The following is a 25,721-nucleotide window of genomic DNA, read 5'->3' as shown; positions in this document are numbered from 1 at the left end:
TATCAGCCCTGTTTTTTTATTCAATTGAAACTAACCTAACGTTGCTAGTTCCGTAAATTTTTTCAATCATTTTAATCAAACCATCAATGGTAGTTTCCATCTTGCTTAAGTCTAATGAAATAACTACACTGGCTAATTTATGAATGGGAATATTTTGGTTAATCGTTAATACACTGGCATGGCTTTCTGCAATTTCTTTTAAAACTGTTGATAAAATTCCGGCTTCATCATTCAGCATAAAAGAGATTACTGCCTTTCGATTCCAGTTTTCCTCTTCTGTTTCAAAAACTAAATCTTTGTACTTATAAAAACTTCCCCGACTAATTCCAACTTCTTTAACCGCTTCACTAATATTCTTTGCTTTTCCGCCTTCCAAAAGATGGCGGGCAGCAATCACCTTACTAAACGTTTCCGGTAATAGTGATTGGTCAATAATATAATACTTATCTATGTTAATGCACCTCGATTTTAAATCCATCTGGATCTACGCTAACCGGTTTTAACAACCATTTAGGTAGTAATTTTTTAATTTCATTAATTAATTCATTTTGTATGGTAATGTCATCAGTTATGCCCATTAATGTTGACCCACTACCACTAATGTAAAGATCACAATTCATTTTATCACATAATTTTTTAATATTATCATAATTATTAATTAGTTTTTTTCGATATGGTTCCTGCATCCGATCATCTAAAGCTAACTTTAATTTTTGTAAGGAACCCGTCTGAAGCGCATCCACTAACAATAATGCATGACTAACCTGATAAGTTACGTCAGCATAGCTTAACTGCTTAGGCAGAATTGCGCGAGCTGCTTCAGTACTAACCTTAAAATCAGGAATAATGGCTAAAAAATGTAAGTCAGAACTAACTGGATATTTAATTAATTCGACTTGCTCATTTTGGATAAATGACATGCATAAACCACCGAAGATTGCCGGAGATACATTATCGGGATGTCCTTCCATTTCACAAGCTAATTTTAAAATAATGTCCTTATCAATGGGTTTTTGGTGCCAAGTAAATGATGCTACTAAACCACCGACGATACATGAGGCTGAACTCCCCAGTCCTCTAGAAACCGGAACCTCTGTTTCAATTTTAATTTTTAAGTTAGGAACCGGAACTTGAAGATATTCACAACCACGGACAAAGGCGCGATAAACTAAATTGGAACTATTTTTAAATTCTTCAGCACAACCACTAATTTCTAAGCGTTTTTCACTGGAAGTAAAAGTAAATTCAGAAAATAAGTTAACCGCCATTCCCATACAGTCATATCCAGTTCCTAAATTAGCACTAGTGGCAGGAACTTGAATCTTAATCATCACCAAACACCTCACCAATATTTTTCCAAACTAAATCAGTCATTTCACTAGGCTCAATGGTTGGATTTGCAACCATTTGTTTATCCCAAATTGCTTGTAGATTTTTAGGAATTTCTACCTGAGTTGCTTGTCTTATCTTATTAATATTTTCTTTTACATCATCATCATGTTTTGAAAACAACGCATCAGAAACTGCATCCGCAAATTTATATGGGCTAGCGGTACTTAATAAAATCATTGGGACCTGGTCTTTTTGTTCATCTCTTAACACTCGATAACCAGAAGCCGTATGCGGATCCATTAGATAACCATATTTTTCAAATACCAGTTTAATTGCCGCCTCAATTTGACTATCTGTACTATAGCCACAAGCAAATTCTTGTTTAATCTTTCCTAACAACTCTGAGGTAATTTGATATTGACCAGTTGTTTCTAAACTATCCATTAGCGCTTTAATGTATTGATCATCTTGACCACTTTCATAGTAAAGTAGTCGTTCAAAGTTACTAGATACCTGAATATCCATGCTGGGAGCAATGGTCTTAAAGAAAGGACGATTACGGTTATAAATTCCAGTCGCAAAGAAGTCTGCTAAAACGTTATTTTCGTTACAAGCAACCACTAGTTGGTCCACCGGAAGACCTAATTTTTTGGCATAGTAACCAGCTAAAACATCCCCAAAATTACCGGTCGGAACCGTAAAACTAACTTGGTCCCCTCTCTTAATTCTTCCAGCCTGAATCAACTGTTTGTAAGCACTAAAATAGTAAACAATTTGTGGAATTAAACGTCCAATGTTAATTGAATTTGCACTAGATAAAAGTTTATTGTTACCTAATTTTGCTTTTAAACTGGAATCATTAAATATCTTTTTAACGTTAGTCTGAGCATCGTCAAAGTTACCGTCAATTGCTGCTACCCGAGTATTTTCGCCACTAGTAGTCAACATTTGTTGTTGTTGAACTGGACTAACCCCGCCATCTGGGTAAAAAACGGTAATCCCCATTTGAGACTTATCCTTAAATCCATCTAATGCAGCTGTTCCAGTATCTCCACTAGTAGCTGCTAAAATCATCACTTGTTGATTATTGGCAACGGATTGCTTCATTAGTTCAGGCAATAGTTGTAATCCCACATCCTTAAATGCACTAGTAGGTCCATGAAATAGTTCTAAAACATAAAAATCATCGACCGCTTTTAATGGTGTAATTTCGTCGTTATCAAACGAATTTGTATATGCATTTTGAATTGCATTTTGAATTTCTGTAGTAGAAAAATCTGGTAATAACAAAGTTAATACTTGTTCAGCAATTTGTTGATAACTAAGTTCTGATAGCTTAGTTAAATCAATTTGCTCCTCTCCTAAACTGGGTAAGACAAACAGTCCCTTATCATCAGCAAATCCCTTTAAAATTGCTTCCTTTGCATTTAGAGTGTTCTGCTTATTTCTGGTACTCGAATAGTATTTACTCATTATTAACCTCCAACGTCTTGCTTTTTATTTATCTAAATGATAATCTGTTTATTATTAAAAAACAAGTGTGTTTATTTAAAAAACACAAAAACGACTATTTAGGAGGATTATCATGAATATTGCAATTTTAGGAAAAGGAACTGTCGGTTCAGGAGTTGATCAGATTATTTCTGAGCAAAATACCGCTTTTACCAATCAACTAAAGGTGGTTTCAATCTTCGTTCGTCCTGAAAAAGTGGATGGTTCTCCTAAACTAACTGCTGATTACGCTAGTATTTTAAACAACCCCGACATTGATTTAATTGTCGAAGTTCTGGGAGGAATTGAACCCGCGCACACAATGATTATTGATGCCCTTAAACACGGAAAAAGCGTGGTAACTGCCAATAAAGCTGTGGTTGCTCGTCACATCCAAGAATTCACTAAAATTGCAGCCGAAAATCAGGTTAAATTTTACTTTGAATCCAGTGTTGGTGGTGGGATTCCTTGGATTATTAACCTAGAACGGGCCCTTCGAATTGATAAGATTGACTCAATTCACGGAATCTTTAATGGAACTAGTAACTTCATCCTTGATCAAATGACTAAAACTGGTGCCAAATTTGATGAGGTTTTAAAAGAAGCGCAGGACTTAGGCTACGCTGAAGCAGATCCCAGTGCTGATATTGATGGTTATGATATTGAAAACAAACTTTGTATCAGTACAGACATTGCTTATGACACCATCGTTGAACCTGGCGATCACCTATTAAAATTTGGAATTCGCAATATCACTCATAATGATATTCAATACTTTAAGGAACACGGTTGGATCGTCAAACTACTAGGAAGAAGCTTTCTAAAGAACAATCGTTATACATTTGTCATTGAACCTACACTATATTCACCAGGACAAATTGAAGCTGGGGTGCACAATAACTACAATTACGTTGGCCTCCGTGGAGATACGATTGGTAAACTTAGCTTTAATGGTCAAGGAGCTGGAATGCTACCAACTGCCCACGCCTTAGTCCAAGATATCTTAGATGTTTATCTTAAAAATGACCATCTTGACCGGAAGTTTAACCAAAAATTAGAACTAAATAACGAAACTAAAATTATGGATTACATCGTCAGAACCAAGGCTGATTTAAATCACTATCTTCCCGATTACGAATTGAAGCAAGATGGTGAATACTGGTTTGTTAAGCAAATCAATACCAAACTAATTCACGAAACCGTTCAACAAATTGCACTTACAGGTGATAAACCATTTCTTGCTTGTATTAATGGAGGTGCCGAAAATGATCGTAGCTAAGTTTGGTGGAAGTTCAATGGCCGATGCCGAGCAGTTTAAAAAGGTTAAAAGAATCATTGAAAGCAATCCCCATCGCTCAGCAGTCGTAGTCAGTGCACTAGGTAAAAGTGAACTTGAACCCGTTAAGTTAACTGACCAATTAATCAAGCTAAGTCAGTTGAAAAGCAACAAACTTCAATACCAAAACGAATTAGTTAAAATTGAAAAAAGATTAGCTGATATTAAAGCTGCCTTAGCTCTAAACGTCGATATTGTTGAACTGCTAAAACCCATTCAAAGTCCCCAAAACAACTTAACTGAGGCAGAAATAACTTCTCGTGGTGAATATTTCACGGCAACTTTACTAGCAGATTATCTGGACTGGCAAATGGTTGATGCCGCTGATTTCATCTCCATCAATAATCACCAAATCGACTATGACTTATCATTAAAAAAACTCAATCAAATTACTAACGAGAAACAGCATCTAATTGTTCCTGGTTTTTATGCCAGAAATGAACAGCAGCAAATCACCCTCCTAGAACGTGGTGGCGGTGATACTTCCGGTGCCATCTTAGCTAATTTATTAGATGCTGACTTGTACGAAAATTGGACCGATACCTCTGGAATTTTACAAGTTGATCCACGAATCATTAATCACTCTCGTAAAATTTATGAATTAACTTTTGATGAACTCCAGGAATTAGCTTATCTCGGAATTCAAGTGTTTAATTCAGCTGCAATTCATCCCGTCAAAATAAAGGGAATTCCCATTCAAATTAAAAACACTAATCATCCCCAAGATTTAGGAACCCGGGTTGTGCTACAACGAGCCCATCCTACTGACATTACGGGCTTTGCTGGGAAACAAAATCAAACAATCATCAATCTCAAACAGTATCAATTAAATCGTGATATCTCCGCCATTGCGGCCTTGATCAATTGTTTACGTTCACAAAATTATAACTTTGAATACTACCAAACTGCCGCTGATCAACTAACCTTAATTTTTAATCAAATCGAAGATCAAGAATTATGTAATGCACTGGATTTAATCCAACAACAGTTTTCTAACCAGTTGGAAATTAACGTGCAAAATCACATTGCCTTAGTTGCCATCGTTAGTGAATCTTTAAAGCAGCATCCGGCAATGACCGGATCGTTTATTGATAAACTAGATCAAAGTGACATTAACGTTAAGTCAGTTTTTCAAGCTACTAACGACATTAAAGTGGTCTTTGGGGTTAATAATTGTGACTATCAAAACGCCATCAAAATGCTTTATAACCAAGCCTAAAAAAGCTTGTCTCAGTTCGAGACAAGCTTTTTATTTATACTTTCTAACTTCCGGTGGGATATAACTATTAATAAATTTATCAATGGTAATTAACGAATCCGAAAATAATAATTTATCTCGATCATGTTGGGTCAAAAATTCCTTTTCCGTCATCTCGTCAAAGAAATCTTTTAGCGAATCATAATAGCCAAAAACATTAAAAAGAACACAAGGGTTGTTATTATCCCCAATTCGCGCCCAAGAGAAGGCCTCAGAAATTTCTTCCAAGGTTCCTGGTCCTCCTGGAAGCGCAATGCATGCATCTGAAAGCTCCAGCATCCGTCGTTTTCTGATTGACATGTTTTCGACCACTTCAAAATCAGTCAATCCAGTTTGGGCAGCCCCTCGTTCAAACAATTCCTTCGGCATAATTCCATAAACTTTGCCACCTAGTTTTAAAACCGTTTGGGCTAATAAACCCATTAATCCAAAACCACCGCCACCATAGACTAATTGGTAATCATTAGTTACTATCCAATTTGCCAATTGTTTGGTTGCTTCCTGATACTTAATATCATTACCACTAGCAGCCCCGCAATATACTGCAATTGACTTCATAAATCCAACTCCTCTTTTATCAAATTAAACTAATTCTAGCTAAATTGAGCTTAATAAGCAAAAAAGCGATCCCAATTGGGATCGCTTTTTAGCGAATTTCTTTCGGATATTCCACGTGATGCCAAGGTTGATCAAACAAAATTTGTTTTAACCGATCTTCTGAAACGTACTGTCCATCAACCGATAATTGATAAATTCTCCGATTCTTAATTTCTGTGATTGCAGCATCCTGATACATTTGGGCTTGTCGGATGGCATATTTTACCAATGAATCATCCTCAATCATTAATTCTAACTGTGCAGATAAAGTGTTCGTTGGATTAGTAACCCGCTTATAAATTTCTTTTAAAGTATGTTGAATATTTACTGAAAGCCCGACTTCATCAACAAATCCCTGTAATTTAGCCATAAAACTCAAGGCTTGATTTTGATATTGTGTGATTGAAGTGGCCGGTTCTAAAGCTACTCGTTCGTTCATCTCTTCTGCTAGTTCTTGTGATTTTTCATCCCAGGTACTATCAGTCATCGTAAAGTACATCACCAATAATCTGACAAATCGAATTGTCGAATCCCGCACCCCAATTGATGAGGTAGGATCAAGGTCTAACATTCGTAACTCCAAATAGTCGAGTCCCCGGCTAGCCATCCCCTCTAACTCACCAATGGTCTTTAACCGGATGGGACCATGAAATTCTGCTTCATTTTGAATTTCATGGCGATTAATTGCAGTTACAATTGCCTTTTCATAATTTGCAATACTGCTATAATCTCCCCGAAAATCACTAAATAATCCATATTTTCTAGACGATCTTAAAGAACGGACTGGATTTTCTGGAGCCTTTTGGTAATAGTGATTTTCAGTGATGGGTGAAGCCCCAAATAAGTAGGTTAACAACCAGCGATATTGCACAAAGCCGTGAATAATCTTTTCAAACATTACATTTCGTAATTCTGCTGGACTTTGGTATTCATCCTTTAAATAAGCAAATAATGAGCTCATCAGAGCGTCATCAAAGCTTAAGTTAATATGTACCCCAGTTGGCAAAGAACGTCTAATATCATGACTATTAAGCCAATTTTCGTAGTATTTTTGTTTTTCTTTTGAAACATGAGCAATTTCTAGTTTAGATAAATCTGCTGGAAGAATGGGTGGCATTGAAAGTGGCCACAACAATTCGTGATCCTGACTAAGTGAATTCCTTAAGGTATGATTCAAGGCCGTTAAATCCCGAACCGCTTCCGCCGAATTATTGGCCGTGGGTGTAATTAATTCACTTTGACTATTCAAAAAGTCATTTTTAATATGGTGATTTTCTTGCTGATTTCCTAATTCCGTTGGAAATTCGTTTTTAGAGACCTTTCCGTCTTTTGCAACTCGGTGCATTTCAACTTCTAGTCCCATTCGAACGTCCATCATGGTAGCCTCTAAATCTTGGCTTAAAATCAATTGACCAATTTTACTAAGCATAAGCAGCCCTTCTTTCTTTTAATTCATTAGGAATTAAATTGGACCAATTATAGTCACTCTTATTCACTGGCGTCAAACTATTTTTAAACAAAAAAACATTCTGAACTTAATCAGAATGTTTTTCTTTTAATTTATTTTCGTTCAAAAACTGAAACACTTTCAACGTGGGGTGTTTGTGGGAATTGATCAACTGGTTGAACTGGTTGATTAATTTCGTAACCACCTTCACTTAATAGTTTAGCATCTCTAACCAAGGTTGATGGGTTACAAGAAACGTAAACTAAGCGTTCTGGTTTCATTTTTAAAACACTTTCGATAAATGTTTCATCCATCCCTTTACGTGGTGGATCAACCACAATTACGTCTGGCTTAATGCCATCTTCTGCCCAAAGCTTCATTTGCTTTTCTGCTTTACCAACCACAAACGTAGCGTTGTCAATTTGGTTTAATTTAGCGTTCGTTCGTGCATCTTCAATGGCCTCTTTAACCACATCAACACCGTAAACGTGTTTAACGTTAGGTGCCATTGCTAAAGAGATTGTTCCAATTCCACAATAAGCATCGATTACCGTATCTTCCTTGGTTAACTTAGCTTTTTCAATCGCAAGTTGATATAGCTTTTCCGTTTGTACTGGGTTAACTTGGTAAAAAGATAAAGGAGAAATCATAAACTTAGTTCCTAATAACTCATCCATGATGTAGTTTTTACCTTCAAGGACAAAGTTTCTCTCTCCCATCAATTTATTACCACGACTGGTATTAACGTTAATCATTAAACTATCTAGATTGGGTAGTTTTTCCATAATATCATTAGTAATTTCTTGAGCGTGTGGTAAATCACGATTGTTAACCACTAAAACAATCATCATTTCATGACTAACAAAACCATAACGAACCATGATATTTCTAATCAATCCAGAATGACTAATTTCATCATAAGCCGAGATGTTATGTTTTCGCAAAATATCGCGAACAATTACAATGGCCTTATCAATTTCTGGTTCTTGAATATAGAAGTTTTCGATTGGAATTAAATCGTGACTGTGGCGTCGATAAAAACCAGTTTCTAGTTGATTATTAATCATTCTAACTGGAATTTGTGCTTTGTTACGATATTCAAACGGTTTTTCCATCCCAATTGTAGGGTCAACTTCCACATCTAAATGATTCTTTTTAAACATTTCGGCAACCTGGTGTTGTTTAAATTCTAATTGCTTATCATAAGCTAAATGCTGTAAGGGAGCAATCCCAGATTGAGTGAAACGCTTATCAATTGCAGAAACGCGGTCGGAACTTTTTTGAATAATTTTTTCTAGTTTGGAAAATGCAAAGTTCTTTTTAACCTTTAATACTTTAACTTTCACCACTTCGCCAGGAAGTGCATCTTCAATAAATAAGGGGTAATGTTCATTAACCTTAGCTACTCCAAGACCTTCATAAGTCAAATCCATAATCTTAACTTCTAATTCTTGGTTCTTAGTTACTGGTGCATCAATTTTTTTGCTCATTATTTCTCCTTAAAAAAGTTTTGCCGCAAGAAACGACAAAACTTTTTAATTCTATTCGTGCTCTGGAAGACTAACTGTGGGATCTATATTTGAATAAATGGAAATATGTTCCTTTAAGTTCACAAATTTCATTGGTGTTTTTCCACCAAACTCACCATCTAAATTAATTGGAAGTTTTCCCCGCTTAGGTTTAATGGAAAAGTTACTGGTTTTGGCATAAATGATGCGATCATCATTAATATGACGGCCTCCACTCAATGCCTTAGTAATCAATTGCAATACTTCGAACATGTTTCCCGTTTTGACAATAATCATCGTAAAGTTACCGTCATTTAGTGAAGCATTGGGAACCATTTGTTCTAGCCCTCCGACTGAATTAGTCATTGCTAAAAAGAACATTGAGGCTTTCCCCTCGTATTCACCACCATCATACGTCGCCTTAATGTTAACTGGCCGTGCTTGGGGTAGCATCTCTACCGCTTTAACTAAATAAGCCATATAACCAAAAACCGTTTTTAAATCTGAAGGAACATCATAGGTTAGTTCAGTTAAACGACCACCAGCGGCAATATTTATAAAGTAGTGAGTTGCTTTTTCGTTGTAGGCCTTACCGACATCCATCGGTGTTAATTGGCCATTTACAATCACCTTAGCAGCTTCAACAAAATCATCACGAGGAATTCCGAGGGCTCTAGCGAAGTCATTAGTAGTTCCCGCGGGAATAATCCCTAGTTGCGGACGATGCTCCAATGGTGCAATTCCATTAATGACTTCATTAATGGTTCCATCACCACCAGCAGCAACCACCAAATCAAAACCAGCACTAGCAACACGAGCTGCTTCGTCCCTTGCAGAATTTGGTGTAGAAGTAGTCGCAAACGTACTAGTTTCATAGCCACCTAGTTCTAAGACATTTAAGATATCAATCAACTTGGGTTTTAAAATTTCGCGACCCGAAGTTGGATTATAAATTATGCGTGCTCGCTTTACCATCGTTACACCACTTTCTATTTATTTAATGATTGCATCAAAAGTTTATTAACGATTGATGGATTTGCTTTACCTTGCGTTTTCTTCATAATTTGACCAACTAAGAAGCCAACTGCACGGTCTTTTCCGTTATGGAAGTCTTCAATTGATTGTGGGTTATTTTCTAATACTTCATCAATAATTGGTTGTAATTTAGCAGGATCAGATAATTGAATTAAACCTTTTTCTTCAACAAATTGCTTAGGATCTTTTCCATCCGTAATCGCCTTAAAGACCTTTTTGGCCATCTTAGTTGAAATAGTTTGATCCATAATCATCTTAATCATAGCAGCTAATGCTTCTGGAGTAATCTTGGTATCGGCTAAGCCAACTTGATTATCATTTAGATAAGCATTTACATCACCTTGAAGGTAGTTAGATGCCATCTTAGCATCACTGCCTAATTCAATTAACTTATCAAAGAAGTCAGACATTTCCTTAGTTTGGGTTAAAACCATAGCGTCATAATCAGTTAAACCAAATTCACCCACGTAACGTTTTCTCCGACTAGCAGGCATTTCTGGCATTGCTTCTTTTAACTCATTAATCCATTCGTCACTAATCTCTAAGCTAGGAAGATCTGGTTCTGGGAAGTATCTGTAATCATCCTTACCTTCTTTAACACGCATAAGGTAAGTTTTCCCGTTTAATTCATCATAACGACGAGTTTCTGCACCAATGGTTCCACCAGACATAATCACTTGTGCTTGTCTAATTTCTTCGTAAGCAAGGGCCTTTCTTACATAGTTAAATGAGTTTAAGTTCTTAAGCTCAATTTTTTGCCCTAGCTTATCTGAACCAACTGGTTTAAGGGAGATATTACAATCCACCCGCATTGATCCTTCTTCCATCTTAACGTCAGAAATACCAGTAAATTGGATTCTTTCACGAAGTCCTTCTAGGTAATCGTAGGCTTCTTGTGGAGTTGAAATTTCTGGTTTAGAAACAATTTCAATCAAAGCAGTTCCTTGACGGTTCAAATCAACGTAAGAAAAGTTCTTTCCGTGGGTGTTTTTACCGGCATCTTCTTCGACGTGCATTTCTTCAATCCCAATTTTTTTGGTACCGTCGCCACTCTTAACTTCAATCCAACCATTAGTTGCGGCAGGAATATCATTTTCAGTGACTTGGTATCCCTTGGGGTTATCAGGATAGAAGTAGTTTTTCCGGTCAAAATGAGGATGCTTAGAAATTTCAGCATGAAGAGCAAGTCCCGCTGTAATTCCGTTAGCAATTACTTGTTTGTTAACCCGTGGTAAGGTTCCAGGATATCCCCAGTCAATCACATTAGTATTGGCATTAGGTTCAACCCCATATTTAACGGGGGAAGGGCTAAAAATCTTTGAATTTGTTTTTAGTTCAATATGAACTTCCAGTCCAATGGTAGTTTCAAAATTCATAATTATTTTCCTCCTAACGTAGGGGTTTGCTTATGAAAATCAGTACTTTGTTCAAACGCATACCCAGCTTGATAAATTGTTTGTTCTTCAAAAGGACGACCGATTAATTGCATTCCAATTGGTAAACCATCACTAAACCCAGCAGGAAGTGACATTCCTGGAAGACCGGCTAGGTTAACTGGAATTGTTAATGCATCGTTGATGTACATTTCCATTGGATCAGAACTTTCTTCCCCAATCTTGAATGCAGTACTAGTTGCAGTTGGAGTTAAAATCAAGTCATAATCTTGGAAAACTTTTTGGAAATCATTAATGATTTTAGTTCTAACTTTAGCGGCTTGTTTAAAGTATTTATCAAATGAACCGGCAGAAAGTGAGAAAGTTCCAATCATAATCCGACGTTTAACTTCATCTCCAAAACCAAGTGAACGACTGTTAACGTAAACATCTTCTAGATTTTTGGCATCTGCAGCCCGAAAACCGTACCGAATTCCATCAAATCTTTCTAAGTTTGATGATGCTTCAGAAGAAGCTAAAACGTAGTAAGCCATTACACCATACTTAGTATTTGGAAGGGATACTTCTTCAACAGTTGCACCTAATTCTTCATACTTTGCTGCAGCATTTTTAATTGCTGCTTTAATTTCTGGCTGGACCCCATCACCGATAAATTCTTTTGGTAATGCAATTTTAAGTCCTTTAACCCCTTTATCGATACCAGCAGCAAAGTCTGGAACTTCTTTAGTTGAAGAGGTTGCATCGTGGTCGTCATGACCAGAGATTGCATTTAACATGTGTGCATTGTCCTTAACGGTTCTAGTAAATGGTCCAACTTGGTCAAAACTAGACCCAAAGGCAATCAATCCCCATCTAGAAACTCGTCCATAAGTTGGTTTCATTCCAACCACTCCAGTAAATGAAGCGGGTTGTCTAATTGAACCACCGGTATCTGAACCTAAGCTGGCCAATACTTCCCCAGCAGAAACCGTTGCAGCTGAACCACCAGATGATCCACCTGGTACCGTATCTAAATTCCAAGGGTTATGCGTGGTTGCTAATGCTGAATTTTCAGTAGAGCTTCCCATCGCAAATTCATCCATATTGGTTTTACCAACAAAGATTGCACCAGCAGTTTTTAATTTTTCAACTACAGTCGCATCAAATAATGAAGTAAAGTTTTCTAACATTTTGGATGCTGCTGTGGTTCTCATTTCTTTAGTAACTAAGTTATCTTTTAACGCAATGGGAATTCCAGAAAGAATACTATCTGGATTAATTCCAGCTGCATCAATTGCTTTAGCTTGTTCAATTGCTTGGTCATTGATCGTTAGGTAAGCTTCAATCGTATCGTTTTCCGCTTCAATTTTGGCAATTGTTTGCTTAGTTAATTCTTCAGAGGTGATTTCACCATTAACTAACTTGGCGTGCAGGGTTTCTAAATCTGTATCAAAGTAGTTCATTATTTGTCCTCACTTTCATCGATAATGGTTGGAACTCTAATTAAACCATCAGCCGTTTCTGGAGCATTTTTCAACAATTCTTCTCGTTGACCCCAGTTATCAGCAACATCGTCTCTTAAAACATTAATTTGGTCGGTCACTGAGTAAGTGGGTTCAATTCCTTCAGTATCCACCGTACTTAATTCATCTAGCATACCTAACATATCGTTAAGTTGTTCAGTGAACTTGGGAAGTTCCTCTTCAGAGAGCTTTAACTTCGCTAATCCAGCAATATGTTGGGTTTTTGCTTCATTAACTTTTTCTGTCATAATTGACCTCCTAATTTTTATCAATAATTTGTAAACACATGAACGTTAAACTTCTTATCATTTTTACCACGATACAAGTAACTTTGCATTCCACTGGTTGAACCAACTTGAATTTCAACTGGTGCACCGGTAGGAAGATATTTTTGCGCAGCACTTTGGAGGTATTGGGTAAAACTATTAATCTCAGTATAACTAAAGAACTGAGTGGTTACACTAATTGTCATTCCTGATAATTGTCCGTTGGTATATTTAGCCTTGGCAGTAATTCCACTAAGCGTTGGGAAATAATTTTGCGTCTTATCTTTAAACTGTGTAAATGCCGTTTCATCATTTCCATTTGGAATTTTTTCATCACCGCTAGTTGGTAATACATACGTTTTTTGATCAATTTTGCTCCAAGATTTAACGGAAGAGTCTCCACTATTATTAACAGAGTAAGCAAATAGATTTCCACCCACTAAACTGTCATCTGGAGCTGCCTTATATAAAGCAATTACGATTGGAATATTTTTGGTTGCTTTATCTTTTCGCATTCTAGCTAAAATTTTATCAGCAATTTCTTTCCCATTTTTCTCAATATCTTCATCGTTTAATTTCTTCGAATATTGGGCACCATATTTTTCTTTTGTGTAGTAATAAACTGAATTTAACCCGATTCCGATAGTCATTCCCTTAAGTTTATTAGTTCCACTCTCTGGTTGAAGATAATCTTGTTCCTCAATCTGTTGTAAGTATTCTGGAACGACTTTCTTTTCCGGTTGGTTAGGATTCAAACCGTCCGGATTACTGGATGACTTTCTACCTAACCAATCATAAGCCTTATCGGTCGAAATATATTGACCTTCCTGAAAGACATACTTACTTGGTGAAAATTGTTTTTTAGAAATATTTTGTAGGTCTTGTTGAAATCCTTGCAAATTAAAGGTGTTATTAGTTTGATTTTGATTAACCCCAGATGACTTACTTACCTGGTAATTTCCATCTTTAATCAAACTTTGATAACTATTATTAGAATCATTACCAGTTAACTCAGTTTTATCAGAACCACTATTACTTACTTTTTTATTATTACCACAGGCAACTAATAGAACTGAACTAGTTGCAACTAACAAAAATAATCCGATTCGTTTCACAATATCACCCTATTCTTTTTCCATTTCTGCTTTAAATTTTTGTTCATCCCAAACCGGAATGTCTAAACTTTCTGCCTTAGTTAATTTGCTTCCGGCAGCTTCCCCGGCAATAACTAAGTCAGTTTTTTTAGAAACACTAGCAACTACACTAGCACCACGAGCTTCCAGCCATTCTTTAGCTTGACCTCTCGTCATTTCGATTAACTTACCAGTTAATACTACTCTTTTATCAGTAAAAAAGGTTTCACTTTGAACCTTCGGATTTACATCTAGAAAGTCAGTATTAACCCCTGCAGCTTGTAATTCCTTAACTAAAACTCGACTATTTTCATCAGCAAAGTACGTTACCAAACTAGCCGCAATTGTGGGACCTAATGAATCAATCTGAATCATTTCATCATGGCTGGCCGCCATAATGGTTTCAATAGTTTTAAATTGTGCTGCAATTAACCGGGCCGCCTTTTCACCAACATGCCGAATTCCTAGTCCAAAAAGTAATCTCTCTAGAGAATTATTTCGACTATTATCAATTGCTGCTAAAAGATTTTGCGCGGATTTTTCACCAAATCTATCTAAATTAACCAAATCGGTTAAATTTAACTTATAGATACTAGCCACATCCGTAATCAATTCATTATCAAACAATTGTTTAATAATTCTAGGACCCAAGCCATCGATATTCATCGCGTTTCTAGAAGCAAAGTGCGTTAACTGTTCTGCCAACTGAGCAGGACACTTGGGATTGATACAACGCAGTGCTACTTCATCATCAAGATGGATTAGTTCTGCGCCACACGAAGGACAGGTGGTTGGAATTTGATAGGGTTCGGAATCTTGAGGTCGTTTTTCCGGCAAGAAACGTTCTACTTCCGGAATAATATCGCCTGCCTTATATAACACTACCGTATCGCCAATTCGAATGTCTTTATTTTGAATATAATCAGCGTTGTGCAGGGATGCTCTAGAAACCGTTGTCCCAGCCAACACCACTTTATCCATTATGGCAGTTGGCGTAACAACCCCGGTTCTTCCAATCGTCCAATCAATATCTAGTACCTTAACCTGTGCCTCTTCTGGCGGAAATTTAAAAGCAATCGCCCATTTAGGAACCTTAATCGTATGTCCAATATCTTCTTGTAATGCCAATGAGTTCGTTTTAATCACGATTCCGTCAATGCCATAGCTAAGTTCATTTCGTTGTTCTTGATACTTATCAATATATTGATTGATTTCAGCTACTTTCTTAGCAACTGTAAAGGTCGGATTTACATTAAAACCAAGTTCTTTTAACTCTGCTAACATTTCACTTTGAGTTGTAGCCTGTAAGTCAGAATAGTCAGCAACATTGTACATAAAGGTGTCTAAATGTCGTTCAGCCGTAATTTGCGCGTTTAATTGACGTAAACTTCCAGCCGCTGCATTTCTAGGATTAGCAAAGGTCGCTTTGCCGTCGTTTTCTCGTCGTTCGTTTAACTGCAAAAAGGCTTCCTTGCCCATAAAGCATTCTCCACGAACTTCAATATCGATAGGTCTAGTTAATGTTTGTGGAATCGACTTAATGGTTAAGACGTTTTTAGTGATATCTTCACCAATTCGACCGTTTCCCCGAGTGGATCCCTGGACCAATTTTCCTGCTTCATAACGAAGGGAGATTGATAACCCATCAATTTTAAGTTCACAATTAAATTCCGTATCGTCAGGGTAATCAACTTGCAGACGACTGAGAAATGACTGAAGTTCTTCCTTTGAAAAAACATCTCCTAACGAAAGCATGGGAATATCATGATTTACTTTTTGTAGTTCTGAATTAACGGCCCCACCAACTTTTTGGGTGGGTGAATCTTCAGATATAATTTCTGGAAATTCTTTTTCCAAAGCCGTTAAGCGCGCGTATACTTGATCATACTCTGCATCCTGAACACTAGGCTGGTCTTGCTCATAATATTCTTTTCCCCACTTTATTAATTGAGGACGAATCTCATCCGCTTCTTGTTGTGCCTGCGCTTTCGTTAACTTATCAACTGCAATCCTATCCACTCTTTTTCACCGCCTAACTACTACTCTTCGACTTTTTTAATTGGGGCAAATGCCGCCAATAATCTTTTAATTCCTTTTTCTGGAAAGGCAATATCTAATTCCATGTCTTCACCAGTTCCATTAATTTTAACTACTGTACCTTCACCCCAAGCTTTATGGGTCACCTTAGTTCCCACTGTCCAAGACTTTTTATCAGCACCCGTTCCTTGTGGTTTCTTAGGCATAACTGGTTGTTGATATGAAGTTGCAAACGCCCGATTCAAGCTGCGGTTAGCATCACTTTGTCTTCCTAATGATTTCCGATTACCAGCTGCCTTGACATTATCACTGGTTAACAATTCTGGCTTAATCTCTTCAATAAATTGAGATACTGGATTATTTTGCAAACGTCCATAAAGCATCCGTGAAAAGGTATTGGTTAAATAGAGTTTGACCTGGGCTCTGGTGATTCCCACGTAGGCCAAACGCCGTTCTTCTTCTAATTCTTCTGGTTTTTCCTTTGCTCGTGATAATGGGAAAATATTATCTTCCATCCCCGGCATAAATACCACTGGAAATTCTAATCCCTTAGCCGCATGAAGGGTCATCAAAGTAACTTGCTGAGCATCTTCATCAACATCATCTTGGGCAGAAACCAGCGCTAAGTCTGCTAAAAAGTCAACCAAACGATTGCCCGTTTCGCTATCAGTGGGTTCATACTTATCATCGAAATTTTTGGTTACTGAAAGGAATTCTTCGATATTTTCAATTCGTGCCTGTGCTTCTAGCGATTCTTGTTTTTTTAATTCATTGAGGTAACCGGATTTATCCAAAATATCATTAGTTACTTCAGTTACCGTTTTTTCCTCAATGTTATTTCTAATTTGTGCGATTACATCACCAAAATTAGCAATTGCATTGCGAGCCCGCGCTGAAATTTGGTTAGCCATTTCCACGTTTAAAGCCGCTTCTAGTAGTCCTAATTGACTATCAAAGGCAAATTGACGTAGCTTTTCAAAACTAGTAGGACCAATGCCCCGTTTGGGAACGTTAATTACCCGCTCAAAACTCAATGAATCGTTTGGATTACCGGCAAGCGTTAGGTAAGAAAGGATATCTTTAATTTCTTTTCGTTCGTAGAATTTATGACCTCCCACGATGTTGTAAGGAATATTAGATTTCAAAAACGTTTCTTCAATCACACGTGATTGGGCATTAGTTCGATATAAGACAGCAAAGTCATCAAAAGAATAGTGATTGTCAGCCATTTCCTTTTTCACTTTTGCAACAATGTATTGCGCTTCATCTCGTTCACTTTGAGCGCGATAATAGGTAATCTTTTCCCCTTGGTTATTCTCTGTCCATAAGTTTTTATCTTTTCGTTCGCTATTATTTTGAATTACACCATTAGCTGCATCAAGAATCGTTTTAGTAGAACGATAATTTTGTTCCAACATTACTAAATGTGCATTAGGATAATCATTTTCGAAATTTAAAATATTGCTCATATTTGCACCACGCCAACCATAAATACTTTGATCGGCATCACCAACCACACAAATATTTTCATATTTATCGGCTAGCATACTAACAAGTTGATATTGTGCCTCATTAGTATCTTGGTATTCATCCACATGAATGTAGTGAAATTTATTTTGATAGTAGCTTAAGACATCCGGAAATTGTTCAAATAGTCGAATGGTAAGCATAATTAAATCATCAAAATCAACTGAATCGTTTTGTTTTAATCGTTTTTGGTATTCCTCATAAACTAAGTCAGTTACTTGATGAAATGGATTATTATCATTGTGATTTTTATGATACTCAGCAGGAGTCTCTAAGTTGTTTTTCGCATTAGAAATTGCTCCTAAAATAGCCCGTGGATCATTTTGTTTTGGATCCAAATTCATGTCACTCAAAATTCGCTTAACTAATGTTTTTTGTTCACTAGAACCCACAATTGAAAAAGCTTGATTATAACCTAGTTTTTCAATGTTTCTTCGTAAGATTCGCACTCCCAAAGCATGAAAAGTGGAGACCCAAACATCATTGCCACCGACTTCTAGCAACTTATTAACTCGCTCTTTCATTTCGCGGGCGGCCTTATTCGTAAAAGTGATTGCTAAGATGTTCCAAGGCATCACCTTTTCATCTTCAATCAAGTAGGCAATTCGGTGGGTTAAAACTCTCGTCTTTCCACTACCTGCACCTGCCATTACTAAAAGAGGACCTTCAGTTTGTTCAACTGCCTCTCTTTGCTTATCGTTCATACTATCTAACAGGTTTGCAATTGCCATTCTAATTCGTCCTCCAAAAAAATTCTCTTAGTCTAATTATAGCAAAAAAAGGGCCAGCTTATTTGCTGACTCTTACATTTTTTTAATCTTTATAAATTATTATTATCCAATACTGCCACATTCTTAGCCACATCATCCGTAGCAATTAAAATACATTGGATTTCAAAGCGAATCCCCCAATCAGAATGTTGGTTAACCAAGTCTAAAACAGGCATTAATTGATCAGGCATAAAGGATTGCAAGATTACATCCTGATATTTTTTAATTGGCATCAAGGGATAATTAGCAATTGCACGGAAATGTTGTTGATAGGCACTTACATTCATTGATTGGTTGAAAATATAGGCCTCTGAATCACCACTAGCGGAAATATTTCTCACGTAGAGTGTCTGATTACTATCTAAGCCAAATTTAACGCCATAAAGACCGATATAATTAATATTATCACCAATTTTAGCGACAATTTTCTTGATTTCAGCAACCACATCAGCAATATCAGCTAAATTAGTGTTAATTACCCGGGTCACACCGCCCATTTGCGTAACCTCTAAAACGGGGAATTGTTCGATTGAACCATTGGCAGCTCGTACTGCTTGAACGGAAAACTCTCTTTTATATTCAACGTCTGATTCTAATAAATACGATCCATATTCAAATAGTTGATTAAAATTACTGATTTCTGCTGGAGTCTTGATTGAAACACTCTCTTGCCCAACACTACTTTTCAAGATGGGTTTTAAAATTGCTGGATAGCCAATTGAATCGATGGTTGTCTTAACGTCATCAACGTCAACTACCGTAGAATAAGGGACCCCGTTAATATTAATCTGATCAAAAAAGGCATGCTCTAAAGCGCGATCTTGCGTAATTTCTAACAAATCAGTTCCTTGTAGAACGTTCGTCCGTTTTTCTAAAAATTCAATCGCATCAACTGACACAAACTCACTAGCATACGTAATTAAATCACAACGATCAGCAAATAACGTCAATTTATCTTCGTCATTTGGATCTCCCACTACTACAAAATCAACGTATTGTCTGATTTTACTTTCGGAGAATCCCGTAAATAACCCCACTTTAAAACCAAGGTTTCTGCCTTCTTTGGCAAATTGACATGCATTAATATTATCTCCAATAATTCCCACCGTTGCTCCGGGGTGTAAATAGTTTGAATCCATGATAACTTCCTCCTAGTTATTTTTCTGATCATATTTATTTAAATGATACTTTTCGATAATTTCAATAATTTTTTCAGCATAAGCAGGATCTGTGGCGTAACCATCGATACTAAGTCCCTTAGCGGAATCACGATAATTATCAGCTTCGATAACTTCTTTATATTGCTGACTATTCCAATCTGTACCATGAGCAATCAAAATTGCATGGGCTTCAATCGATTCATCCCAACTATCATAAACCCTAAAACGCCCGGTTACGGTTTCTGGAACTCCACTTCGATATTCAGTTGTGCTTAAATTAACTCCCTTTTGCACTTCACTAGCTTTCACCCCAAACAAGTTATTGTACTTGGAAGAAAGCTCGCTCTGTCCCCAATTAGATTCTAAAATTGACTGTGAAAGCGTGATACTAGTTAGAATGTTATATTTTTTTTGGACTTCCAATGCTTCCGGCAAAATTTTATTAATAAAATCTTGGTGTTCTTTGTTAACGTCAGCTTCTTGATATGTGTTAAAAATTGGTGAACTAACATTTTTAATTGCACCTACTGCTAAAAACATGGCGGCAACAATCATAAATATCAAACCATAACCTGCAACTCCAGTTGGTTTGGTTTTCTTTTTAGGTCGTCGCTTATGATACTTTTTATGTGATTTTTTTTTTGTCAAATTAAACACCTACATCTTTCGATATACTTAAATTGTACTACAAAATAGGTTATAATTAAGCGGTAGTGGATTTTTTATCTAGTCCGATTTAAATCGAGGAGGCGAAAACGATGCCAAAGAAAAATGACGAACAAACAGAAACTGAACTTTCCCCTTTTGATATTGGTGATATTGTTGGTTTCAAAATTAAAAAAGAAGACTTTTCCGGAACAATTGAAAAGGCTTATAAAAACTCCTTCTTAATTTCTTTCGAATCTGATGATCCTGATATTATCGATTCTTACCACAACAAAACAGTTGTTAACTGGAAAGAACTAACGATGATTAAGCAGGTTCCCCATCCTAAAAAAGAAGAACCCAAAGAAGAAACTGAAGATTAATAATAAATAATTAAAGCAGACTTATGAGTCTGTTTTTTTTTGGATAAAAAAACACCCATGCGAATGCATGAGTGCCAAATTGTAAATATAAATATATATTAACGTTTTGAGAATTGTCCAGCCTTACGAGCTTTCTTAAGACCTGGTTTCTTACGTTCTTTCATACGTGAGTCACGAGTTAATAGACCAGCACGTTTTAATGATTCACGGAAGTCAGGATCAACTGTTAATAATGCACGGGCAATTCCGTGACGGATAGCACCTGATTGACCTGAGAAACCACCACCATTAACGTTAACTAATGTATCATAGTTTCCTAATGTTTCAGTAACGTTAAATGGTTGTAGGATAACTGCACGTAAGTTAGGGAATGGGATGTATTCTTCTACATCTTTACCGTTAACGATAACTTTACCAGTACCAGGTACTAGACGTACACGGGCAACTGAGTCTTTACGACGACCTGTACCACTGTATTGAACTTTAGCCATGTTGTATTTCCTCCTTAAATTAGGTTAGTAATATCTAAAACTTCTGGTTTTTGTGCATCATGCTTGTGGTCTTCACCAGCATAAACGTGAAGTTTCAAACCGATTTTACGGCCTAATGAGTTGTGAGGAAGCATACCCTTAACAACTTGTTCAACAAACTTTTCAGGTTTTTCTGCACGTAATTGACCAAATGATTCTTCTTTAATACCACCAATGTATTGAGTGTGGTGGTAGTGCTTTTTATCTCTAGCTTTGTGACCAGTCAAACCAACTTGACTAGCATTAATAATAATAACATTATCACCTGTATCTACGTTAGGTGTGTATGTTGGTTTGTTCTTACCGCGTAAAATTGAAGCAGTAACACTTGCAAGACGACCTGCTGGAACACCAGCAGCATCAATAATGTACCATTTGTGTTCAATTTCACCGGGTTTAGCCATATATGTTGTACGCACTATTCTTTCCTCCGTGTTCCTTTGTTTTGTTCGACACCAATATAAGTTTCCGGGGCTTATTGTGGGGCAAACAATACCAACTACCAGTTTACAAATTATAATTAAAAAAGTCAATCATAATTAATGATTTAATCCTTGATTTGATGCTTTTTTTGGGAATGTTTTAAATCATCTCCCGGATAATAAACTTGTTTTAAATATAACCCACTAGCAGGCATTGTTAATCTTGCTTCTTGTCGATCTTTTACATCTAATAACCGTTTGATATCATCAACCGGTCTTTTTTTCATTCCAATCTCAACTAATACCGCTACCATAATTCTAATCTGATTGTACATAAAACCATCACCATAGAATTCAAAGGTAATCTCATCATTAGCAACATCTTGCTTTGCAGCCACTGCAAAAACCGTTCTGACCCGACTACCTGGTTTAGCACCAGAAGCCACAAAAGAAGAGAAATCATGTTTTCCGACAAAGTCTTGGATTGCTTGATTCATCAAGGAAAAGTCCATGGGAAAACGCCAGTGGGCCGTATAAAAGCGTTTGAACGGATCTGTAAACCTTCCTTGTGCGATTTTATATTGATACTTTTTCCCAGTCACATCATACCGAGCATGAAAATCACTAGCGGCAATTTCTACTTTTTTAATTTGAATGTCTAACGGACACATGCTATTCATTCCACGTAACATGTTTTCTGCTGGTATTTCAAAGGGAAAATCAAAATGAGCAACCTGCGCTAAAGCATGGACTCCTGCATCAGTTCTACCCGATCCAAAGATTGCCAACTCTACTTCCGGATTTTTTGCCATTTGGTTAACAATTTTAGTTAACACCCCTTCAACAGTTCTCTGGTGAGGTTGTTTTTGAAAGCCGGCAAAATTAGTTCCATCATAGGCAAATGTAATTTTATAACGTCGCATTAAAAACTCCTTAAGACAAAGACCACTACACCAACTAAAACAGAAAGAGCCAGTGCAATTGTGTCACTAATTCTCCACTCATTTTTCCGAAAACTACTTCTAGGCTTAGTGGAATCATAACCACTTGCTTCTAGTGAATCAGCTAAATTATCCGCATGGCGAAATGAAGACACCAGAATGGGAATTATTAGCGCACTGATAGACTTGCACCTCTTGATTAAGCTACCACTGCCAAAAATAACTCCCCTTGATTTTTGAGCTTCCATAATTGTATACAATTCCTCAATCAAAGTAGGAACAAATCGAAGCGCAATTGAAATCATAATTCCAACCGTCTCCACCGGAATCCCCAGTTTTTTTAAGGGACTAATCATTTTTTCAACACCAAATGCAATTGAATTAGGTGAGGTAGTTAAAGTCAGAACCGTCGCTTGAATAATAATCAATAAAAAACGGAAAAAGATTAGAATGGCCAGGTTAATTCCCGTCTGCGTTATTTTAAAGATCCCCCAACTAAAAAGAATTGGACCTTGATTGGCAAACAAAATTTGCATAATTACCGTAAAGCCAATTAGCCAAATAAACGGTTTAATTGCTTTTAAAATGATTTTTAAATTGATTCCCGTAAAGAAAACTTCAATCCCAATAAAAACAATTAAGAAACCATAATTAAATAAGTTATTAGCTATTAAGGTCCAACTAATAAGCAATAACGAAGCAATGATTTTTAAAACCGGATTCAAGCGGTGAATCCAAGAATTACCTGGTAAGTAATTTCCAAATACAATCTGATTCAAATCAGAACCTCCTTATTGCCCAACTTTTTTCATAATTTCAGTAACTAGCTCTGTTTTAGTCAACGGTAACGATTCTAGATCATATCCCGCTTTTTGTAATTTCCGATAAATTCGAACGGCAGGAGGTAAAATTTCTGTTTCAGAAACCGTGGCAAAAAAATCACGAGTGAGTAAATCAAGTTTTAATTGCCCATCAGATAGCCAAATTACCCTTTTAGCGTATTCACTAACTACGTTCATATTATGGGTAATCATAACTATGGTAACTTTTTTTTGCTCATTTAACGCCTGAATGATTTCTAAAATCTCGCGCCGTCCAATTTCATCTAATCCAACGGTTGGTTCATCTAAAATTAGGATAGTGGGATTCATAACTAAGACTCCCGCAATTGCAACCCTTCTCATCTGACCACCTGATAATTCAAAGGGGGAACGATTAAATAATTCAGCTGGAATTCCGACCTGCTTTAAAACCTGTTTAGCTTGCTCAATTGCTTTTTCTCTAGGAACTCCAAAGTTTTGCGGACCAAAGCTAACGTCTTCAATTACAGAATCCGCAAACAATTGTTTTTCCGCAGATTGAAAAATCATGCCAACTTGAGACCTGAGTTGCAAAATTTCTGCTTTTTTCATCTTTTTCTTTAAAGTAAGATTGTTCACAGAAACTCGACCTTCATCAGCGATTAGCAATCCGTTTAAAAGTCGGACTAAGGTTGATTTACCACTACCAGTTTTTCCAATGATACTAACAAATTCACCAGCATTGATAGTTAAATCAAGTCCTTTTAATGCTTGATGCGCAAAAGGAGTATCTTTTGCGTAAGTATAATTAACCTGATCTAAAACAATTTTGTTATCCACTGGCTTAATTCCTCTTCGTTTAGATATTGATTGGGAAATTCCAATCCCTTTGCTTGTAGTTGCTGTTTAACTTGTTCTGTAAATGGTGTTTCAATTTCTAATTCTTTTAACAAATTACGAGTCGCAAATAATTCATCACTTTTACCGTTAAAGACCAATTTACCAGCTTTCATCGCTAGAACTCGATCAGTATTAACCAGGTTTTCCATATCATGAGTAATATTAATGATTGTAAGTTGGTAATCTGATCGCAATTTTCCAATTGTCTTCATGATATCATGTTTCGCGGTTGGATCGAGCATACTAGTTGCTTCGTCCAAAATCAAAATCTGAGAATTTAGTGCAATTGCCCTCGCAAGAGAAACCTTTTGTTTTTGGCCTCCCGATAATTGTTGGGGATTAACATCTCTTTTTTCATAAATTCCCACTGCTTTTAACGCTGTGCTGACTCTATTTTGCATTAAGTCAGCATCCATGTTTTGATTTTCTAGACCAAATGCCACGTCTTCTGCTACGGTAGCTCCAATAATTTGGTCTTCTGGATTTTGAAATACAATTCCAATTTTTTGTCTAATTTGACTTATGTTTTTTGCTTGCAGTTCTTGCCCTGCAACCATGATTTTACCTGAATCTGGGATAAGTAAGCCATCAATTAATTTGGCAATGGTACTTTTTCCACTTCCATTTTTTCCAATTAACGCAATTGATTCGTTTTCGTTAACTGCAAAAGAAACATTTTCAATTGTTGATTGTTGTTTTTGATAGCTAAAAGACACATCTTCAAATTTAATTATTGACTTCATTTACTCACCTTTTCTCCCAGAAAAATATGTATAAAAAAATCACTAAAAGATTGAGGTGCATGGAACAATCCACATTCAAGCTAGACTTGGGAATTCCCATCATCATAACGCTTTATACCTCAACCTTAGTGATTCAGTTATTATTTAATTGCTTTTAAATTTGTAATTAAACAAATTCTAAAATTACCATTGGGGCACCATCACCACGACGTGGCATAGTTTTAAGGATACGAGTGTAACCACCGTTACGGTCCTTGTACTGAGGTGCAACTTCATCAAATAACTTTTGTAAAGCAGTAGTTACTTTAATCTTGTCGCCATCTTCTTTTACGTCAGCAACCATGTTTTGTAAGTATGCTGCAGCTTGACGACGAGCAGCTAAATCTCCGCGTTTACCTAAAGAAACCATTTTTTCTGCTGAAGATCTAACAGTCTTAGCTTTGGCTTCAGTAGTTTCAATGCGACCATTAATGATTAATTCAGTAGTTAGGTTACGAAGCATAGCGCGACGAGGTCCTTTTTCACGACCAAATTTACGATAACTCATAAGTGGATATCCTCCTT

25 protein-coding genes are annotated in these 25,721 nt (G+C 36.6%); 3 read left to right on the top strand and 22 right to left on the bottom strand.

From position 1 onward, the window contains the following. Positions 1–16: 16 nt before the first annotated feature. The 3 genes from R4B61_RS04040 to thrC are packed head-to-tail and all read right to left on the bottom strand — an operon-like array spanning position 17 to position 2,805. A complete protein-coding gene (locus tag R4B61_RS04040) occupies positions 17–451 on the bottom strand; it encodes an ACT domain-containing protein (RefSeq protein WP_413628290.1) in 435 nt (144 codons plus the stop codon). 1 nt (position 452) lies between these two features. Further along, entirely contained in the window at positions 453–1,331 is an 879-nt protein-coding gene (thrB, locus tag R4B61_RS04035) for a homoserine kinase (protein WP_413627025.1), read from the bottom strand. Then, on the bottom strand, positions 1,324–2,805 hold the full coding sequence (gene thrC, locus R4B61_RS04030; protein ID WP_413627024.1) for a threonine synthase: 1,482 nt from the start codon (positions 2,803–2,805) through the stop codon (positions 1,324–1,326). The genes thrB and thrC overlap by 8 nt, the downstream gene beginning before the upstream one ends. A 112-nt stretch (positions 2,806–2,917) precedes the next feature. Here thrC and R4B61_RS04025 point away from each other — a divergent pair, with 112 nt between their 5' ends. Both R4B61_RS04025 and R4B61_RS04020 read left to right on the top strand, forming a co-directional pair. After that, positions 2,918–4,102, top strand: coding sequence for a homoserine dehydrogenase (locus R4B61_RS04025; RefSeq protein ID WP_413627023.1), 1,185 nt, complete (start codon positions 2,918–2,920; stop codon positions 4,100–4,102). Further along, complete coding sequence (locus R4B61_RS04020; RefSeq protein ID WP_413627022.1) at positions 4,089–5,378, top strand: aspartate kinase; 1,290 nt, start codon at positions 4,089–4,091, stop codon at positions 5,376–5,378. The genes R4B61_RS04025 and R4B61_RS04020 overlap by 14 nt, the downstream gene beginning before the upstream one ends. Positions 5,379–5,408: 30 nt before the next feature. Here the strand turns inward: R4B61_RS04020 and R4B61_RS04015 are convergent, their stop codons facing one another. The 12 genes from R4B61_RS04015 to R4B61_RS03960 all read right to left on the bottom strand — a co-directional run bounded on the left by R4B61_RS04015 (position 5,409) and on the right by R4B61_RS03960 (position 20,441). After that, complete coding sequence (locus R4B61_RS04015; RefSeq protein ID WP_413627021.1) at positions 5,409–5,975, bottom strand: TIGR00730 family Rossman fold protein; 567 nt, start codon at positions 5,973–5,975, stop codon at positions 5,409–5,411. 88 nt (positions 5,976–6,063) lie between these two features. Then, positions 6,064–7,443 (bottom strand): glutamate-cysteine ligase family protein, encoded by a 1,380-nt coding sequence (locus R4B61_RS04010; RefSeq protein ID WP_413627020.1) that lies wholly within the window; start codon positions 7,441–7,443, stop codon positions 6,064–6,066. A 131-nt stretch (positions 7,444–7,574) separates the two neighbouring features. Continuing rightward, the gene (gene rlmD / locus R4B61_RS04005; RefSeq protein ID WP_413627019.1) at positions 7,575–8,951 is read right to left on the bottom strand and encodes a 23S rRNA (uracil(1939)-C(5))-methyltransferase RlmD; all 1,377 of its coding nucleotides are present in this window, start codon (positions 8,949–8,951) and stop codon (positions 7,575–7,577) included. 51 nt (positions 8,952–9,002) lie between these two features. After that, a complete protein-coding gene (locus R4B61_RS04000) occupies positions 9,003–9,944 on the bottom strand; it encodes a diacylglycerol kinase (protein WP_413627018.1) in 942 nt (313 codons plus the stop codon). Between the two features lie 14 nt (positions 9,945–9,958). Beyond that, entirely contained in the window at positions 9,959–11,380 is a 1,422-nt protein-coding gene (gene gatB, locus R4B61_RS03995; protein ID WP_413627017.1) for an Asp-tRNA(Asn)/Glu-tRNA(Gln) amidotransferase subunit GatB, read from the bottom strand. A gap of 2 nt (positions 11,381–11,382) precedes the next feature. Next, complete coding sequence (gatA, locus tag R4B61_RS03990; protein ID WP_413627016.1) at positions 11,383–12,840, bottom strand: Asp-tRNA(Asn)/Glu-tRNA(Gln) amidotransferase subunit GatA; 1,458 nt, start codon at positions 12,838–12,840, stop codon at positions 11,383–11,385. Continuing rightward, positions 12,840–13,148: an Asp-tRNA(Asn)/Glu-tRNA(Gln) amidotransferase subunit GatC gene (gatC, locus tag R4B61_RS03985; protein WP_413627015.1), complete on the bottom strand. Its 309-nt coding sequence runs from the start codon at positions 13,146–13,148 to the stop codon at positions 12,840–12,842. The genes gatA and gatC overlap by 1 nt, the downstream gene beginning before the upstream one ends. Before the next feature lie 20 nt (positions 13,149–13,168). Continuing rightward, on the bottom strand, positions 13,169–14,281 hold the full coding sequence (locus tag R4B61_RS03980; RefSeq protein WP_413627014.1) for a CamS family sex pheromone protein: 1,113 nt from the start codon (positions 14,279–14,281) through the stop codon (positions 13,169–13,171). Positions 14,282–14,290: 9 nt separating this feature from the next. Next, positions 14,291–16,309, bottom strand: a complete 2,019-nt coding sequence (gene ligA, locus R4B61_RS03975) for an NAD-dependent DNA ligase LigA (protein ID WP_413628289.1) — start codon at positions 16,307–16,309, stop codon at positions 14,291–14,293. 29 nt (positions 16,310–16,338) lie between these two features. Then, positions 16,339–18,594 carry a DNA helicase PcrA gene (pcrA, locus tag R4B61_RS03970; protein WP_413627013.1) on the bottom strand — a complete coding sequence of 752 codons (2,256 nt, stop codon included), beginning with the start codon at positions 18,592–18,594 and terminating at the stop codon, positions 16,339–16,341. A gap of 89 nt (positions 18,595–18,683) precedes the next feature. After that, entirely contained in the window at positions 18,684–19,772 is a 1,089-nt protein-coding gene (locus tag R4B61_RS03965) for an ATP-grasp domain-containing protein (RefSeq protein ID WP_413627012.1), read from the bottom strand. 12 nt (positions 19,773–19,784) lie between these two features. Further along, on the bottom strand, positions 19,785–20,441 hold the full coding sequence (locus R4B61_RS03960) for a glycoside hydrolase family 73 protein (RefSeq protein ID WP_413627011.1): 657 nt from the start codon (positions 20,439–20,441) through the stop codon (positions 19,785–19,787). A gap of 110 nt (positions 20,442–20,551) precedes the next feature. Here R4B61_RS03960 and R4B61_RS03955 point away from each other — a divergent pair, with 110 nt between their 5' ends. After that, the gene (locus R4B61_RS03955; protein WP_413627010.1) at positions 20,552–20,821 is read left to right on the top strand and encodes a DUF2187 family protein; all 270 of its coding nucleotides are present in this window, start codon (positions 20,552–20,554) and stop codon (positions 20,819–20,821) included. A gap of 98 nt (positions 20,822–20,919) precedes the next feature. On the opposite strand, the gene rpsI is transcribed toward R4B61_RS03955, so the two are convergent. The 7 genes from rpsI to rplQ all read right to left on the bottom strand — a co-directional run bounded on the left by rpsI (position 20,920) and on the right by rplQ (position 25,704). Then, positions 20,920–21,312, bottom strand: a complete 393-nt coding sequence (rpsI, locus tag R4B61_RS03950) for a 30S ribosomal protein S9 (protein WP_413627009.1) — start codon at positions 21,310–21,312, stop codon at positions 20,920–20,922. Positions 21,313–21,326: 14 nt separating this feature from the next. Further along, complete coding sequence (rplM, locus tag R4B61_RS03945; RefSeq protein WP_413627008.1) at positions 21,327–21,770, bottom strand: 50S ribosomal protein L13; 444 nt, start codon at positions 21,768–21,770, stop codon at positions 21,327–21,329. Positions 21,771–21,898: 128 nt separating this feature from the next. Beyond that, entirely contained in the window at positions 21,899–22,696 is a 798-nt protein-coding gene (gene truA / locus R4B61_RS03940; protein ID WP_413627007.1) for a tRNA pseudouridine(38-40) synthase TruA, read from the bottom strand. Next, positions 22,696–23,493 carry an energy-coupling factor transporter transmembrane component T family protein gene (locus R4B61_RS03935; RefSeq protein WP_413627006.1) on the bottom strand — a complete coding sequence of 266 codons (798 nt, stop codon included), beginning with the start codon at positions 23,491–23,493 and terminating at the stop codon, positions 22,696–22,698. Before R4B61_RS03935 ends, truA begins: the two co-directional genes overlap by 1 nt. Before the next feature lie 12 nt (positions 23,494–23,505). Further along, the gene (locus tag R4B61_RS03930; protein WP_413627005.1) at positions 23,506–24,354 is read right to left on the bottom strand and encodes an ATP-binding cassette domain-containing protein; all 849 of its coding nucleotides are present in this window, start codon (positions 24,352–24,354) and stop codon (positions 23,506–23,508) included. Continuing rightward, a complete protein-coding gene (locus R4B61_RS03925; RefSeq protein ID WP_413627004.1) occupies positions 24,333–25,157 on the bottom strand; it encodes an energy-coupling factor transporter ATPase in 825 nt (274 codons plus the stop codon). The genes R4B61_RS03930 and R4B61_RS03925 overlap by 22 nt, the downstream gene beginning before the upstream one ends. A gap of 166 nt (positions 25,158–25,323) precedes the next feature. Then, a complete protein-coding gene (rplQ, locus tag R4B61_RS03920; protein ID WP_413627003.1) occupies positions 25,324–25,704 on the bottom strand; it encodes a 50S ribosomal protein L17 in 381 nt (126 codons plus the stop codon). Positions 25,705–25,721: the final 17 nt, after the last annotated feature.

The organism is Fructilactobacillus vespulae, from assembly GCF_047324295.1.
GTDB lineage: Bacteria > Bacillota > Bacilli > Lactobacillales > Lactobacillaceae > Fructilactobacillus > Fructilactobacillus vespulae.
The sequence above is the reverse complement of the archived record's forward strand: the minus strand, read 5'-3'. Positions and strand labels throughout refer to the sequence as shown.

What these genes read in the sequence shown, in the direction of transcription:
- rlmD (WP_413627019.1), bottom strand. Translation starts at nt 8,951, where the DNA reads ATGAGCAAAAAAATTGATGCACCAGTAACTAAGAACCAAGAATTAGAA.
- gatC (WP_413627015.1), bottom strand. Translation starts at nt 13,148, where the DNA reads ATGACAGAAAAAGTTAATGAAGCAAAAACCCAACATATTGCTGGATTA.
- rpsI (WP_413627009.1), bottom strand. Translation starts at nt 21,312, where the DNA reads ATGGCTAAAGTTCAATACAGTGGTACAGGTCGTCGTAAAGACTCAGTT.
- thrB (WP_413627025.1), bottom strand. Translation starts at nt 1,331, where the DNA reads ATGATTAAGATTCAAGTTCCTGCCACTAGTGCTAATTTAGGAACTGGA.
- R4B61_RS04015 (WP_413627021.1), bottom strand. Translation starts at nt 5,975, where the DNA reads ATGAAGTCAATTGCAGTATATTGCGGGGCTGCTAGTGGTAATGATATT.
- thrC (WP_413627024.1), bottom strand. Translation starts at nt 2,805, where the DNA reads ATGAGTAAATACTATTCGAGTACCAGAAATAAGCAGAACACTCTAAAT.
- gatB (WP_413627017.1), bottom strand. Translation starts at nt 11,380, where the DNA reads ATGAATTTTGAAACTACCATTGGACTGGAAGTTCATATTGAACTAAAA.
- rplQ (WP_413627003.1), bottom strand. Translation starts at nt 25,704, where the DNA reads ATGAGTTATCGTAAATTTGGTCGTGAAAAAGGACCTCGTCGCGCTATG.
- R4B61_RS03965 (WP_413627012.1), bottom strand. Translation starts at nt 19,772, where the DNA reads ATGGATTCAAACTATTTACACCCCGGAGCAACGGTGGGAATTATTGGA.
- R4B61_RS04010 (WP_413627020.1), bottom strand. Translation starts at nt 7,443, where the DNA reads ATGCTTAGTAAAATTGGTCAATTGATTTTAAGCCAAGATTTAGAGGCT.
- pcrA (WP_413627013.1), bottom strand. Translation starts at nt 18,594, where the DNA reads ATGGCAATTGCAAACCTGTTAGATAGTATGAACGATAAGCAAAGAGAG.
- R4B61_RS03925 (WP_413627004.1), bottom strand. Translation starts at nt 25,157, where the DNA reads ATGAAGTCAATAATTAAATTTGAAGATGTGTCTTTTAGCTATCAAAAA.
- R4B61_RS04020 (WP_413627022.1), top strand. Translation starts at nt 4,089, where the DNA reads ATGATCGTAGCTAAGTTTGGTGGAAGTTCAATGGCCGATGCCGAGCAG.
- R4B61_RS04025 (WP_413627023.1), top strand. Translation starts at nt 2,918, where the DNA reads ATGAATATTGCAATTTTAGGAAAAGGAACTGTCGGTTCAGGAGTTGAT.
- R4B61_RS04000 (WP_413627018.1), bottom strand. Translation starts at nt 9,944, where the DNA reads ATGGTAAAGCGAGCACGCATAATTTATAATCCAACTTCGGGTCGCGAA.
- R4B61_RS03955 (WP_413627010.1), top strand. Translation starts at nt 20,552, where the DNA reads ATGCCAAAGAAAAATGACGAACAAACAGAAACTGAACTTTCCCCTTTT.
- truA (WP_413627007.1), bottom strand. Translation starts at nt 22,696, where the DNA reads ATGCGACGTTATAAAATTACATTTGCCTATGATGGAACTAATTTTGCC.
- gatA (WP_413627016.1), bottom strand. Translation starts at nt 12,840, where the DNA reads ATGAACTACTTTGATACAGATTTAGAAACCCTGCACGCCAAGTTAGTT.